Below are 14,448 nucleotides of genomic sequence, written 5' to 3'. Positions count from 1 at the left end.
TCCCGAAATTTCGCCGCCGCATCAATGCTCGGCACCGGGGCCTTTGGCGACGCTGACGGGCGTGGGGGCGAGCGCCCGGACGAGGTCGTGCGGGTGTAACGCGACGAGAAACCCCCTTTTCCCGCCGTTGATATAAATCAGCGGTAAATCAAGAATGCTTCGCTCGATGAATATCGGTAGCGGCTTTCGCGTGCCGAAAGGCGAGGTACCGCCGACCTGATAGCCCGTGTGCTTTTGTGCCACCTCGGGTTTGCAGGGGTGAATCTGACGGTTGTTGCTGGCCACCGCGAGTTGTTTGGTCGCGACATCGCGGTCGCCGTGCATGAGTACCAGCAGTGGCTTGGCGCCTTCGTTTTCCATAACCAGGGTTTTAATCACCGCGTGTTCCGGCAGATTCAGGAAACGGGCCGCAAACGACGCGCCGCCGTGGTCTTCGTAGGGATAGAGGTAGCTCGCGAAGGCGATGTGCGCAGCCTTGAGAGCGCGGGTTGCGGGTGTGTCAGGTGTTGTATTGGACATGATGATTTTGTAATTCAGCCCCGTGGATGGTGAATGGCGTGTAGTTGTTTGAGGCGCGCTCGGGCGATATGCGTATATATCTGTGTGGTCGAAATGTCGGCGTGCCCCAGCAGGAGTTGGACCACACGCAAATCCGCGCCGTGATTCAATAAATGCGTGGCAAACGCATGACGCAGGGTGTGCGGCGAGATACGGTTACTGGCAATACCTGCGCGCATGGCGTATTGCTTGATAAGACGCCAGAACATTTGGCGGCTCATGGCGGCGCCTTGAACCGTGACAAACAAGGCGTCGGCGTGTCGGCCTGCCAGAATCTCCACGCGCGCCTGTCTCAGATACTGTCGCAGCCAATCGCTGGCGGTGGCACCGATAGGGACCAGGCGTTCTTTGTCGCCCTTGCCGAGCACGCGCAGTGCGCCATCATTGAGGCTGACTTCAAAGCCGCGCAAGCCGATCAACTCCGACACCCGCAGCCCTGTGGCGTAGAGCAATTCGAGCATGGCTTTGTCGCGCAGGCCAAGGGCGGTGTCGACGTCCGGCGTATCGAGGAGGGCGTCTACCTCGGCCTCGGACAGGCTCTTGGGAAAGCGGGGGGCCGCCATGGGGGGATCGAGCCGCTGGGTCGGGTCGCTGCGGATGCGACCCGCTTGCATCAGCGCGTGAAAGTAGCGGCGCCACGTCGATAGCAGGCGGCGCTGGCTGGTCGCCTTGGCGCGCTGGCTGAACTCGGCCAGATAGGCATGCAGATGGGTGGCTTCGGCCTCAAACGGGGCGATGCCGTGACTGAGCTGCAGCCAGCGGGCGAACAGGGTCAGATCGCGCCGGTAGGCGGCGAGCGTGTTGCGAGAGAGCCCATCGGACAGCCACAGGCCGTCGCAGAATGCGTCGAGGTCTGCGAGGGTATCGGGCGGTAGGTTCAGCGGCGCTGTTCGTGCTGGATCAGCCATTGTTTGGTGTCAATCAGAAAGCCGTTGCGGGCGTGGGCGAAGCCGCCCAACGCGTGCTGCGCCACGACGCGGTGGCAGGGGACGACGACAGGAAACGGGTTGGCGCCGCAGGCCTGGCCAACGGCGCGGGCGGCGCTGCCCAGGCGGGCGGCGAGCTGGCCGTAGGCGCGAAGCTCGCCGGGGGCGATGGCCGCAATCTCGGCCCAGACGCGTCGCTGAAAGGCGGTGCCGGCCGGGTTCAGGGGCAGGTCAAAGCGGTGTTGGGGGGAGGCGAGGTAAGCGCGCAGCTGTTGCTCGGTTTCTCTTGTCAGGGGGTGCGTTCCGGGCAACGCGGGCGTGCCGGGGGGCAGAAAGCAGATTTCGCTGAGCGCGTCATCGTCCGCGCGAATGCCAAGCGCGCCGAAAGGCGTGGGCAAAACGCTGTCGAATGGGGTGTCGATGGCGGTGGTCATGGCCCCATTGTGGGGGTCTGCCGCGCGCACTTCAAGCGATCTGGGTGGGTGCGGCGCAGCCCGGAGGGCCCGGCGCACCCGATGGTTCTAGCCCGGCGCCGTCTGACGCGCATGGCGCGCCAGACGTGGTGGCGCAAGACACCGGTCCGAGGTAGCTATTCCCCGATCAATGCGCTTTTCAAGTCGTCTTGCGCGGGGGATTCGCCGATCCATACCCGCAGCAGCGCGTTGGAGAAGTCGATGTTGCCAATCGCCTCCCCGTGCGGCTTGCCGTTGACGACGAGACGCGTGCCGCCCTCAGGGGTGAAGTCGATCTGGATGCGGGTGCCTTCCTTGGCCGATCGGAGCGATAGCAGATTGGCGCGGAAGGCGTCGTTGTCGGCTTTCAGTGCGCTTTGTTCGGCTTCGCTCAGGTTTTTCTGCAAGCCTTCAGAGAGCGCGTCGGCGAACTGCTCAGCGCTCAGATCGCGAAGGGTGGTGATGTCGATCCGGCGGGGGCCGGTGTTTGCCAGCACCGCTGCCGTGCCTTTGGTTTTGGTGGGCAGGTACAAGCCCATCGCGTAGACCTTGAAGAAGAGCTTGGTCCGCAGTCCGGCGCCATTGAGTTGCAGGGTCTGGTCAGCCACTTGCGTCTGGTCTTCGAATGTCACGCCGGCGACGTCGACGGCGGCGTGGGTGGAGGTAAAAGCGAGGGTGGCGCACAGGGCGGCCAGCAGATTTTTCATGGTGTCTCCGGTCTTGTCATAGAAAAAGCGTCCGGAGCCCCTGCGCACCGGACGCTTTATCCTATCAAAGCCGTCGCACGATCGTGCGAAAAACCTGTTGCGTGGTGTGACGGCGCCTTAGCCGCGCACCTCGCCATTGCCAAAGACAATCCATTTCTGGCTGGTCAGGCCGTCGAGGCCGACCGGGCCGCGGGCGTGAATCTTGTCGGTGGAGATGCCGATCTCCGCGCCCAGCCCGTACTCGAAGCCGTCGGCGAAGCGGGTCGAGGCGTTGATCATCACCGAGGCCGAGTCGACCTCGCGCAAGAAGCGCATCGCGGCAGTGTAGTTCTCGCTGACGATGCTCTCGGTGTGGCCCGAGCTGTAGCGATTGACGTGCGCGATGGCCGCGTCGAGATCGGCGACGACCTTGATGGCGATGATCGGCGCCAGGTATTCCTCCGACCAGTCGGATTCTTCCGCGGGGCGCAGTTTGGCGCCAGCGATGTTCGCCGCTTCGAGAATCGCCAGACTCTCGGTGCAACCGCGCAATTCGACGCCGTGAGCGCTGAGTTTGCGGGCGAGACGCGGCAGAAGGTCGGCGGCGACGGCGCGATCGACCAGCAGCGATTCGGCGGTGTTGCAGGTGCCGTAGCGCTGGGTTTTCGAGTTCTCGACGATGGCCTCGGCCTTGTCCGCGTCCGCGGCGCTGTGGACGTAGACATGGCAGTTGCCGTCGAGGTGCTTGATGACCGGCACCCGCGCTTCGCGCGAGATGCGCTCTATCAGCCCCTTGCCGCCGCGCGGCACGATGACGTCCACGAATTCGGGCAGGGTGATCAGGTGGCCCACGGCGGCGCGATCGGTGGTGTCGACGACTTGTACTGCGGCGGCCGGCAAACCGGCCTCCAGCAGGCCTTCGCGTACGCAGGTGGCGATCGCCTGATTGCAGTGCAGGGCTTCCTTGCCGCCGCGCAAAATGGCCGCGTTGCCGGACTTGAGGCATAGCGCCGCGGCGTCGGCGGTGACGTTGGGGCGAGCCTCGTAAATGATGCCGATGACGCCAAGCGGCACGCGCATCTTACCCACCTGAATGCCGCTGGGGCGACGTTTGACGTCGGTGATCTCGCCGACCGGATCGGGCAGGGCGGCAATTTGCTCCAGACCTTCGGCCATGTTTTCGACGCCGGCCTCGGAAAGGGTCAGGCGGTCGATCATGGCCGGCTCGAGACCATCAGCCCGCGCTTGCGCCAGATCGGCAGCGTTGGCGGTGAGCAGCGCGGGTTTGTGTTCGCGTAGACGGCGGGCAATGGCCAGCAGGGCGGTGTTTTTGGTCTCGGTGGAGGCGGCGGCGAGCTGGCGGGAGGCGTCACGCGCCTGCCGTCCGAGGGTCCGCATATAGGCTTCGATGTCCATGGTGCTTGGGCCGTTCATTTTGATGGGGCAAGAAAGAGGGCTAGGTTACCCCATCGTTGCGCACTGCGGCAAAAACGGCGGTTCAGCGCGCCGGGCAGAGCCTCAGGCACAGCAGCAGGAATTCATCCCAGACCTCGCCGGGGGCGATGCCCTTGATGATCCGGTCGATGCGGGCGGCGTGGGCCAGCGCGGCGCGGACCTTGCCCGGTGCGAGGCGCTGGAGGGCGTGTTGCAAGGCCTTGCGCCGGCGATCATCGAAGACGCGCTCGACCTTGAACGCCGCCGCCAGTGGCTGGCCGTCGGCCTGGGCGGCTTGCAGGCGCGCCAGGGTGCGCACTTCGTTGGAGAGCATCCACAGTAGCAGCGGCGCGGCCGTACCTTCGCCGGCCAGGCCTTCGAGCAGGCGGGTGCAGCGGCCGGCGTCGCCTTCGAGCACGGCGCTGCGCAGGGTGTCGATGTCGTAGCGGGCGACGTCGAGGACCGCTTCGCGCACGGCATCAAGGCTGAGTTCGCCAGGGGGGTGAAGCAGGGCGAGCTTGGTGATTTCCTGGTGGGCGGCGAGCAGGTTGCCCTCGACATGATCAGCGATGAAATCGAGCGCCTCGGCCGACGCGCTTTGCTGCTGCGCCGACAGGCGGCGGGCGATCCAGCGCGGCAGTTGCTCGCGTGGCGGGGCGTTGCATTCGACGGCCACGCCTTTCTGGCCGAGGGCGGTGAACCAGGCGGTCTTGCGTGCCGCCCAGTCGAGTTCGGGCAGGCTGATGAGGGTGATGACGTCGCTGGCGGTTGGCTCGGCGGTGTCGGCCAGGCGCTTGAGCGCGTCGCCACCGTCCTTGCCGGGCTTGCCGTTGGGGATGCGCAGGTCGATGACTTTGCGGCTACCGAATAGCGAGAGGTTGCCGGTGGCCTCGAACAGCGTCTCCCAGCCAAAACCGGGGCCGCTGATGAGGATCTCGCGCTCGTCAAAGCCCTGGCGCCTGGCTGCGGCGCGCAGGGCGTCGCCGGCTTCGGAGACGGTCAGCGGCTCGTTGCCGTGCAGGATGTAGAGGGCGGCGAGGGGTTTTTCCAGATGGGCGTCGAGCCGGTCTGGATGCAAATTCATTGGGCGGCGGGGCCGTCGAGTTTGATGGCGGCGAGGCGACGAACCAGCTGTTGGGCAATGTCGTCTTCCATGTCGCGATAGAGCATGGCCTCTTCCTGGTCCTTGGCGAGCAACTGGGTGTCGTCGTAGGTGATGTCGCGGCGCACGGCAATGCGCTCGGCCGGGCGCAGGGTGGTGCCGTCAGCGCGCTCGACCGCGTAGTTGAGTGTGGTGAGCAGGCGATACTCCCGCGCTTTGCCGGCCCGGTTCAGGCTGAGAATGTCGCGCTCGCGCTTGATGTTGAAGAGGCGAATGCTGACTTCGGCCTCGTTCAGGCGCTCGGTCAGGACGACGCCATTGATTTCGAGCTGGCGGGCGATGCGGTTCATGAAGCGCTCGTTGCGGCTGGCGTTGAGATACGCCCGCTTGAACGGCATGTCGAGCTGGCCGCGCAGGTGGAAGCCGCAGCCGGCGAGCCCGAATGTGGCGAGGCCGGCGAGGAGCAGGCGTCGGCGGGTCGTCTCGTTGCCAGAATTCATGATGCGAAGCTTCCTTGCAAAGACAGATGCGTTTAAGGGGCGGGCAGGGTGTGCCCGTCCGCACTTAGCAAACGATATTGACCAGTCGGCCGGGGACGACCACGATTTTACGGGCCGGCTTGCCATCCATCATTTTGACGGCGGTGGTGTCGGCCAAGGCGATCTGCTCGATGGCATCGCGCGCCGCGTCGGCGGCGACCTTGATGCTGCCACGCAGTTTGCCGTTGATTTGCAGCATCAGCTCGATTTCGTCCTGAACCAACGCGTCTTCGTCGACCTCGGGCCACGCGGCGTTGAGGATGTCGTCGCCGAAACCGCAGTCGCGCCACAGCGTGTGGGCGATGTGCGGGGTGATCGGGTTGAGCAGGCGCAGCAGGATCGACAGGCCTTCTTCGGTGAGTTCAGCGTGCGCGGCCGCGTTGTCGGTGGGCGCTTTTTCGAGCGCGTTGAGCATTTTCATGCTCGCCGAGGCGACGGTGTTGAACTGATGCTTGCCAAAGTCGTAATTGGCCTGCTTGAGGCAGCTGTGGATCTCGCGGCGCACATCGGCCAGCGCCTCGGGCAGCTTGCCCTTGCCCAGCGTGCGCTCGGCCGGCAGGGCGGCGCGCATCTCGGTGGCGTAGCGATGGCCGAAGTTCCAGACCCGGCGCAGGAAGCGGAAGGCGCCTTCGACGCCCGAGTCGGACCACTCCAGGGTTTGCTCGGGCGGGGCGGCAAACATCATGAAGAAACGCGCGGTGTCGGCGCCGTATTGCTCGATCAGCGATTGCGGGTCGACGCCGTTGTTTTTCGACTTCGACATGGTGGTGAGTTCATGCTCAAGCACCGTGCCGTCGGCGCTTAGCGTGGCGCCGGTGATCTGGCCCTTGGCGTCGCGGCCGATTTCGATGTCTTTTTCCCAGAAATAGTTTTTGCCGCCGCCTTCGGGTTTATGGAAGAAGGCGTTGTTCAGCACCATGCCCTGGGTGAGCAGATTCGTGAAGGGTTCGCGGTAGTTCACCAGGCCGATGTCGCGCATCGCCTTGGTCCAGAAGCGCGAGTAGAGCAGGTGCAAGATGGCGTGCTCGATACCGCCGATGTACTGGTCGACCGGCATCCAGTAGTTGGTTTCGCCGTCGACCATGCCGGCGTCGCCCTGAGCGGTGGCGTAGCGCGCGTAGTACCAGGACGAATCGACGAAGGTGTCCATGGTGTCGGTTTCGCGACGGGCGGGCTTGGCGCACTTGGGGCAGTCGCAGGCGAGGAAGTCTTCGCGCTTGGCCAGCGGGTTGCCCGAGCCGTCCGGCACGCAGTCTTCGGGCAGCACGACGGGCAACTGTTCGTCGGGTACCGGCACGGCGCCGCAGCTGTCGCAGTGGATGATCGGGATCGGGCAGCCCCAGTAACGCTGGCGTGAAACGCCCCAGTCGCGCAGACGGAATTGCACCCGCTTGGCGCCCAGGCCTTTGGCTTCCAGATCGGCGGCGATGGCGCCGACGGCTTCGATCGAGCGCAGGCCGTTGTATTTGCCGGAATTGACCAGTTTGCCGGGTTCGGCGTAGGCGTCTTGCCAAGGGGCGGCCACATCGCTGTAGGTGTCGTGGGTCGAGGCGACAACCATGGTGATCGGCAGTTTGTACTTGGTGGCAAAGGCGAAGTCGCGCTCGTCGTGCGCGGGCACGGCCATCACGGCGCCTTCGCCGTAGCCCATCAGCACATAGTTGGCGACCCACACCGACAGGTATTCGCCGGAAATCGGATGGACGACCCGCAGGCCGGTGTCCATGCCCTTCTTCTCCATGGTGGCCATGTCGGCCTCGGCCTGGCTGCCATGCTGGCATTCAGCAATGAAGGCGGTCAGTTCGGCGTTGCCCTGTGCGGCCTGTTGGGCGAGCGGGTGCTCGGCGGCCACTGCCACGTAGGTGGCGCCCATCAGGGTGTCGGCGCGGGTGGTGAACACCTTGAGGACGCCGGCCTTGCCGGTGGTGCTCAGATCGTAGGGAAAGTGGACGTCCACGCCTTCGGAGCGACCGATCCAGTTCTTCTGCATCACGCGCACGCGCTCTGGCCAGCCATCGAGCGTGTCGAGGTCGGCCAGCAGCTCTTCGGCGTAGTCGGTGATCTTGAGGTAGTAGCCGGGGATCTCGCGCTTCTCGACCAGCGCGCCGGTGCGCCAGCCGCGGCCGTCGATGACTTGCTCGTTGGCCAGCACGGTCTGGTCGACCGGGTCCCAGTTCACGACCTGCGTCTTGCGCTCGGCAATGCCTTTTTCGAGCATGCGCAGGAAGAACCACTGGTTCCACTTGTAGTAGTCAGGCTGGCAGGTAGCCAGCTCACGACGCCAATCGATCGCGAAGCCCAGCGACTTGAGCTGCTGCTTCATGTAGGCGATGTTGTCGTAAGTCCATTTCGCCGGCGGCACGTTGTTCTTGATGGCCGCGTTCTCGGCCGGCAGGCCGAACGCGTCCCAGCCCATGGGCTGCAGCACGTTGTAGCCGCGCATGCGGTGGTAGCGCGAGAGCATGTCGCCCAGGCTGTAGTTGCGCACATGGCCCATGTGCAGTTTGCCGGAGGGGTAGGGGAACATCGACAGGCAGTAGTACTTCGGGCGCGTCGGATCTTCGCTGACCTCAAAGCTGCGGGCGCTGTCCCAATACTGTTGGGCGGCGGTCTCAATGGCGGCGGGCGTGTACTTGTCCTGCATAGGGCGGCTATCGGTCGGCGGGATTCAAAGCGGGGAAGTATACCGTGAAGCCCGTGTGCTCAGCGGGGGCGGTAAACGAAAAAACGGCACCTGGTCGATGAGACCAGGTGCCGAACTCCATCAAAGAGAGGGAGGGAGACCGTTGATGCGTTCAGGCGGCGCGACGCGGCACGCCGACACAGCGCTGCCAGTGGGCAGCGGCATTGGAGAAATCTTCCATCATTGTCAGCGGCAGGCGCATGACGCGGGCCTGGGCGCGGAAGATGCCGCCCATGCTTGGCGTGCATAGGCTGGCTTCTTCGGCTTCGAGCAGCGCAATGAAGGTGTCCATGGCGGCGCCATAGTATTCGGCGTTGCCGACCCATCCGGTGTCGGTCGTGGCCTGACGAACCGCCTTGCGCCAAAGCGCTTCAGCGCGCTCGATGGAAACACCGGCGCGGCGGGCATACCAGGGGAGCAGTTTCGGTGCGTTCATAATATGTACTCCTGACGCGCGACAGCGCGCCTTCAGCTAACGGCCGTCTTTTGAACGGCCTTGTCTCTGCAACTTGGTGCAAAGCAAAACAAACAACTGTTCGAATCTTAGCAAAGTCGCCCGTGCTTTGGAATTGAGTTGAGTTAATTTATGTTGCAATGCACAAATAAACCTTACTCGGTTAGTCGGGTTTTTGCAAATAGGTGATTTCCCTAGCAAAAAACCTTCCGACCGGCGGTAGCCGGAGGGGTGGGTTAAAATGCGCGGTCACCCCGGAGACCGCATGACCGATCTGCTCGCAACGCTCAACGAAGAACAGGCTCGCGCCGTCACCCTGCCGGCGCAGCACGCGCTTATCCTGGCGGGAGCCGGCTCGGGCAAGACCCGCGTTTTGACCACGCGTATCGCCTGGTTGATCCAGACCGGTCAGGCCACCCCGCAGGGCATTCTGGGCGTGACCTTTACCAACAAGGCCGCCAGGGAGATGCACGCGCGACTGGCGGCGATGCTGCCGGTCAACCCGAAGGCGATGTGGATCGGCACCTTTCATGGTTTGTGCAACCGTTTGTTACGCGCGCACCATCGTGACGCCGGGCTGCCCCAGTTGTTCCAGATTCTCGATTCGGGCGACCAGCTCTCCGCGATCAAGCGCTTGCTCAAAACGTTGAATGTGGATGACGAAAAATTTCCACCGCGTGAGCTTCAGCACTTCATCAATGCGCAAAAAGAGCAGGGCGTACGCGCCAGCGCCGTCGATGCCTTCGACGATTTCACCCGTCGCCGGGTCGAACTGTACGCGGAGTATGAGGCGCAGTGCCAGCGCGAGGCAGTTGTGGATTTCCCTGAATTGCTGCTGCGCACCTATGAGTTGCTCAGCCGCAACGAGCCCCTGCGGCAGCACTACCAGCGGCGCTTCCGGCACATCCTGACGGATGAGTTTCAGGATACCAACAAGCTGCAATATCAGTGGCTTAAGCTGCTCGCCGGCGGCGAGAACAGCGAATCGCCAGCCTGTCTGTTCTGCGTTGGCGACGACGATCAGTCGATCTACCGTTTCCGCGGTGCGGAAGTGGGCAACATGCTCGCCTTCGAGCGCGAATTCAAGGTGCCCAACGTGATCCGTCTGGAGCAGAACTATCGTTCCTGCGGCAATATTCTCGATGCCGCCAACGCGATCATCGCCAACAACACCCAGCGCCTGGGCAAGGAGTTATGGACCGACCGCGGCGAGGGCGAGCCGATCCGGGTGTATGAGGCGTTCACCGATGGCGACGAGGCACGCTTTGTGGTGGATGAGATCCAGTCGCTAGTGCGCGATGGCATGTCACGCTCGGACATTGCCTTGTTGTATCGCGCCAACGCGCTGTCGCGGGTGCTGGAGCATCAGTTGTTTTCGGCGGGCGTGTCCTACCGGGTGTATGGCGGCTTGCGCTTTTTCGAGCGCCAGGAGGTCAAGCACGCGTTGGCCTATCTGCGCTTGATCGCCAACCCGGACGACGACACGGCTTTTGCGCGAGTGGTGAATTTTCCGACGCGCGGCATTGGCGCCCGGTCGCTGGAGGCGTTGCAGGACGCGGCGCGGACCTACAACAGCAGCCTGTACGCCACGGTGTCGCATCTGTCGGGTAAGCCGCGGGCGGCGATCGGCGCTTTTGTGCAGCTGATCGAATCCTTACGCAGTGCGACGGTAAACCTGCCGCTGCCCGAGGCGGTCGACCATGTGCTCGATCAGTCTGGTCTGCGCGCGCATTACGAGAGCCAGAAAGAAAAGGATGGCCGCGAGCGGCTGGAGAACCTCGACGAAATCATTAGCGCGGCCACCAATTTTGTGGCGGAAAACGAGGTGCCGGAGCCGGCCGTCGAGCATCCGCTGCTGGCCGACTTCCTTGCCCATGCCTCGCTGGAGGCTGGCGATCACCAGGCCGACGCCAGTGAAGATGCCGTTCAGTTGATGACGGTGCATGCGGCCAAGGGGCTGGAGTTTGACGTGGTGTTTGTGTGCGGGCTGGAGGAGGGTTTGTTCCCCCATGAAAACAGCCTGATGGAGACCGACGGACTGGAGGAGGAGCGGCGCCTGATGTATGTCGCGGTGACGCGGGCGCGCCAGCGCCTGTATGTGTCGCTGGCGCAAAGCCGCATGCTGCATGGCCAAACGCGCTACAACATGCGCTCGCGCTTCCTGGAGGAGATTCCCGACACGCTGACCAAATGGCTGACGCCAAAGTCGGGTGGCGGTCAGGCGCCAGCGCGGCCCAGCCATTTTTCGCCCTCGCCGGCCAGTGCGCCACGCCGGCCCGCCAGTGCGGCGCATGCGCCGGGGCGCGATCTGGGCGGTTTGCGGATCGGCCAGAACGTGCGCCATGCACGTTTTGGCGCGGGCATCATCGTGGCTGCCGAAGGCAGCGGGTCGGATGCGCGGGTACAGATCAATTTTGGTGCGCAGGGGATGAAGTGGCTGCTGATGTCGGTGGCCAAGCTCGATCCCGCGTAAGCGCGTTCAATCGCTTGACAGCGCTCGCAGGAGCAGTCGGCGGACGGTGCCGGGGTCAAAGGGTTTGTCGCAAATGCCCGAGACGCCGGCATTTTCAATGGCCGCCAGACGGCTGACGTCCTGCTCGCTGGTCACCATGAGGATGGGCACCGAGGTCTGCCAGCTATGATGGCGGATGTGTTCGACCAGCGCCTTGCCGTCCATTTCGGGCATGTTGTAGTCGGTCACCACCAGATCGACCATGGTGTCACCCAGAATGCTGGCGGCCTCGGCGCCGTTGTCGGCTTCGATAAAGTGGTGCAGGCCAAGCTGTTCGAGTACCCGGCGGATACTCCGGCGGGCGTGCGGACTGTCGTCCACCAGTAGCACTTTGAGTTCCTCCAGATCCATGTCCCAGTCGGTGATTGGCTCGACGGTACGCATGTCGAGGGTGGCGTTGATTGCCTGCGCGAGCTGGTCGGTCGTGAAGGGCTTTGGCACGATCGCGCAGACACCAGACTGGCGCACCGGGTCGAGTGCCTGGGGCCGGGTTTCGCTGGACACCAGAATGAATGCGACATCTTCTGTGGCCGGGTCGGTGCGCATGCTGTGAACGAGATCGGTGCCCAGCATGTCGGGCAGGTACAGTGCGCTGATCACGATGTCCGGGCGGTGCTGCGACATGCCGATGAGCGCTTGTGTGCCATGTTCCGCGTGGCGTGGCGAGTGGACGCCCAGAGTTTCGCAAGCCTGGGTAATGATCTTGCGCTGCATTGACGAGGGTTCGACGATCAGGAGTTCGAGGGCGGTGGCGTTGATCGTTGTAGTCATGGGGCTTCTCCGGGGAACACCTATTCGTTAATCCTTAGCGGCCTGTGCGCGACATTCTTCAGTTTCATGCACCGAGCCGGGGAATAGCGGATAAGGCTTTGCTGTTTACGCCGGTGAGCAGCGCATGCAGCCTGCTTTTAACCCCTTGAATGCCTGGAGAGTCAAACGTGAAAAAACACATGATGCGTATCGTGGTGGCTGCAATGAGCTTTGGTGTGGCGGCAGGCGTGTCCGCGCAGATGAAACCCGAAGACATGATCAAGACCCGTCAGTCGGGCTACACCTTCATGGCCTGGAACATGGGCAAGATCAAGGCGCAGGTGGTCGACGGCAGCGTGCCCTTCAACAAGGATCAGGTGCTGGCGGCGGCCAATGTGGTGGCGGCGGTCGCCAATTCGGGCATGGGGGCGTTGTATGCGGCGGGGACCGACAAGGGCACGGGCTGGAAGGAGACGCGCCTCAAGCCGGAGTTCTTCCAGGAGCAGGACGAAGTCCGCAAGATCGCCATGAACTTCATCCAGCAAGCCAATACGCTGCAGCAGGTGGCGGCCACCGGGGATCAGGCGGCAATCAAGACCCAGTTTGGCGAAATGGGCAAGGCCTGCAAGGCTTGTCACGACAAGTATCGCCGCGAAGAGTAGGCTTCGCCGCGCAGTGCAACGGCCACCTGCGGGTGGCCGTTATCGTTTATCGGTGCGATTTACCACGCAGGTGTATTCACTGCAGTCGGTGGCGGTGGCGGTGGCGGCGGCAGCAATGCGCCGCTGGCAATCCACACCGCCGATGCGCCGATGCTCAGCGAGACAATGAAGGCGAGCGGCCCGGCATGTCGCGGGGTGGGCGGCGCGGGTTGGGTGACGGGCTTTCTGCCGGTAATCATCGGCCGGATCAGCGGCTCTTTTTTGATGAGGCGGTAGTACAGCAGCGCGGCCAGGTGCAGCGCGATGAGCGCGAAAATCGCCCATTCGCCGCGGCGGTGCCAGCCGGTGAGTGCGTCAGATAAATCCTTGCTGACGGCGGCGTAGAGTGGCCCGGTGAAGGCGATGTCGTCATTGGCCACCAGTCCGGTCAGCGCTTGCGCGAACAGCACGAGCAGCATGGCCAGCACTGACAACGCGCCGAGTGGGTTGTGGCCAATTCCCTGCCACTGCCCGCGCAGGTAGGCGGCAATGGTGGCCGGGCCGCGGACAAACTGAGTGAAGCGCGCGGTGTGGCTGCCGACAAAGCCCCAGGCCAGCCGAAAGCCGAGCAGGCCGACAATCGCCAGCCCGAAGCGGCCGTGCCAGATCATGGCGTTGCCGCCGATCTTGACGCTGATGACGGCGCCGCTCAAGCAGCCCACCAGCAGCCAGTGGAACAGGCGGGTGGGCAGATCCCAGATCAGGACGGTGTGTTTGGACATGGGTTTCCCCGAAAACGATGCTGACGAGGTCAACACCGCATTCGGCGATCGTATTCCCGAGCGTGCTCAGGTGCCGTATTGGCGGGCCAGCGTGTCGTGCAGGGCGACGAACTCTTTCGACAGCTTGTGCTTCGGGTCGAGGTGGATCATCGGTTTGGCCTGCTCGTGCGATTCCTTGATCTTGACCGAGGCCGACAGGTAGGGCGCGATGATGGGCAGGCCTTCGTCGATCAGCTCCTGCACCACTTTGCGCGGCAGGCTGGCGCGCGGCTGGAACTGGTTGACCACGATGCCTTCGATGGCCAGATCGGGGTTGTGGTCGGCGCGGATTTCATCCACGTTGGCCAGCAGCGAATACAGCGCGCGACGCGAGAAGTCGTCGCAATCGAAGGGGATCAGGCAGGCGTCGGCGGCAATCATCGCCGAGCGGGTGAAGAAGTTGAGCGCCGGCGGCGTGTCGATGTAGATCACGTCGTAGTCTTCTGCCAGTTCGTCGAGCGCCTCACGCAGCTTGAAGATCTTGTAGCGCGATTCGAGTTTGCCCTGCAGTTCTTCGAGGTCCGGATGCGAGGGCATCACGTGCAGGCGCTCGAAGGGGCTGGCGGCCACGAAGTCGTCCAGCGGCTTGGGGTTGAGCTTGAAGTTCAGGGTCTGGTCGAAGAAGTCGGCCAGCGAGTTTTCGAGTTCGTCGGTCGCATCGCCGAGCAGGTAACGCGTCGAGTTGCCTTGTGGGTCGAGGTCGACCACCAGGGTGCGCTGCCCGTTGTGGGCGCTGATCGCCGCCAGGTTGCAGGTAATGGTGGACTTGCCGACGCCCCCCTTCTGGTTGAAGACAACTCGTCGCATGCTGGCCGATCTCCCACGGTTCCGGATGAATGAACGTTGGCGGCATTTTGCCAGTTAATGCTGCATTGCGGTGAGTGCCGGCC

At 63.6% G+C, this 14,448-nt stretch carries 14 protein-coding genes; 2 read left to right on the top strand and 12 right to left on the bottom strand.

Annotation, left to right across the window (positions count from 1 at the left end; genetic code table 11):
* Nucleotides 1-21: 21 nt before the first annotated feature.
* The 9 genes from FHP91_RS18425 to FHP91_RS18385 all read right to left on the bottom strand — a co-directional run bounded on the left by FHP91_RS18425 (nt 22) and on the right by FHP91_RS18385 (nt 8,816).
* A complete protein-coding gene (locus tag FHP91_RS18425) occupies nt 22-519 on the bottom strand; it encodes an aminoacyl-tRNA deacylase (RefSeq protein ID WP_144310973.1) in 498 nt (165 codons plus the stop codon).
* Between the two features lie 14 nt (nt 520-533).
* Complete coding sequence (xerD, locus tag FHP91_RS18420) at nt 534-1,466, bottom strand: site-specific tyrosine recombinase XerD (protein WP_144310972.1); 933 nt, start codon at nt 1,464-1,466, stop codon at nt 534-536.
* The gene (locus tag FHP91_RS18415; RefSeq protein WP_144310971.1) at nt 1,436-1,918 is read right to left on the bottom strand and encodes a methylated-DNA--[protein]-cysteine S-methyltransferase; all 483 of its coding nucleotides are present in this window, start codon (nt 1,916-1,918) and stop codon (nt 1,436-1,438) included. Before FHP91_RS18415 ends, xerD begins: the two co-directional genes overlap by 31 nt.
* Nucleotides 1,919-2,073: 155 nt before the next feature.
* Nucleotides 2,074-2,643 (bottom strand): chalcone isomerase family protein, encoded by a 570-nt coding sequence (locus tag FHP91_RS18410; protein WP_144310970.1) that lies wholly within the window; start codon nt 2,641-2,643, stop codon nt 2,074-2,076.
* A gap of 117 nt (nt 2,644-2,760) precedes the next feature.
* Complete coding sequence (locus FHP91_RS18405; RefSeq protein WP_144311093.1) at nt 2,761-4,038, bottom strand: glutamate-5-semialdehyde dehydrogenase; 1,278 nt, start codon at nt 4,036-4,038, stop codon at nt 2,761-2,763.
* An 82-nt stretch (nt 4,039-4,120) separates the two neighbouring features.
* On the bottom strand, nt 4,121-5,140 hold the full coding sequence (gene holA / locus FHP91_RS18400) for a DNA polymerase III subunit delta (RefSeq protein ID WP_144310969.1): 1,020 nt from the start codon (nt 5,138-5,140) through the stop codon (nt 4,121-4,123).
* Entirely contained in the window at nt 5,137-5,658 is a 522-nt protein-coding gene (locus FHP91_RS18395; protein ID WP_186301630.1) for an LPS-assembly lipoprotein LptE, read from the bottom strand. Before FHP91_RS18395 ends, holA begins: the two co-directional genes overlap by 4 nt.
* A 64-nt stretch (nt 5,659-5,722) precedes the next feature.
* Nucleotides 5,723-8,341 (bottom strand): leucine--tRNA ligase, encoded by a 2,619-nt coding sequence (leuS, locus tag FHP91_RS18390; protein ID WP_144310967.1) that lies wholly within the window; start codon nt 8,339-8,341, stop codon nt 5,723-5,725.
* 151 nt (nt 8,342-8,492) lie between these two features.
* The gene (locus tag FHP91_RS18385) at nt 8,493-8,816 is read right to left on the bottom strand and encodes a hypothetical protein (RefSeq protein ID WP_144310966.1); all 324 of its coding nucleotides are present in this window, start codon (nt 8,814-8,816) and stop codon (nt 8,493-8,495) included.
* Between the two features lie 283 nt (nt 8,817-9,099).
* Between FHP91_RS18385 and FHP91_RS18380 the strand changes: the two genes are divergently transcribed.
* The gene (locus FHP91_RS18380; RefSeq protein WP_144310965.1) at nt 9,100-11,307 is read left to right on the top strand and encodes a UvrD-helicase domain-containing protein; all 2,208 of its coding nucleotides are present in this window, start codon (nt 9,100-9,102) and stop codon (nt 11,305-11,307) included.
* A 6-nt stretch (nt 11,308-11,313) separates the two neighbouring features.
* Here the strand turns inward: FHP91_RS18380 and FHP91_RS18375 are convergent, their stop codons facing one another.
* Nucleotides 11,314-12,117: a response regulator transcription factor gene (locus tag FHP91_RS18375; protein ID WP_144310964.1), complete on the bottom strand. Its 804-nt coding sequence runs from the start codon at nt 12,115-12,117 to the stop codon at nt 11,314-11,316.
* 179 nt (nt 12,118-12,296) lie between these two features.
* Between FHP91_RS18375 and FHP91_RS18370 the strand changes: the two genes are divergently transcribed.
* A complete protein-coding gene (locus FHP91_RS18370) occupies nt 12,297-12,758 on the top strand; it encodes a c-type cytochrome (RefSeq protein WP_186301639.1) in 462 nt (153 codons plus the stop codon).
* A 59-nt stretch (nt 12,759-12,817) separates the two neighbouring features.
* Here FHP91_RS18370 and FHP91_RS18365 read toward each other — a convergent pair whose 3' ends face one another.
* On the bottom strand, nt 12,818-13,519 hold the full coding sequence (locus tag FHP91_RS18365; RefSeq protein ID WP_144310963.1) for a cytochrome b/b6 domain-containing protein: 702 nt from the start codon (nt 13,517-13,519) through the stop codon (nt 12,818-12,820).
* Nucleotides 13,520-13,585: 66 nt separating this feature from the next.
* Complete coding sequence (locus FHP91_RS18360) at nt 13,586-14,365, bottom strand: ParA family protein (protein ID WP_144310962.1); 780 nt, start codon at nt 14,363-14,365, stop codon at nt 13,586-13,588.
* Between the last annotated feature and the right edge of the window lie 83 nt (nt 14,366-14,448).

It is taken from the genome of Denitromonas halophila, from assembly GCF_007625155.1.
In the GTDB taxonomy this organism is placed as follows: Bacteria; Pseudomonadota; Gammaproteobacteria; order Burkholderiales; family Rhodocyclaceae; genus Nitrogeniibacter; species Nitrogeniibacter halophilus.
Note: the sequence above shows the minus strand (reverse complement) of the source record. Positions and strands in the feature narration are given on the sequence as shown.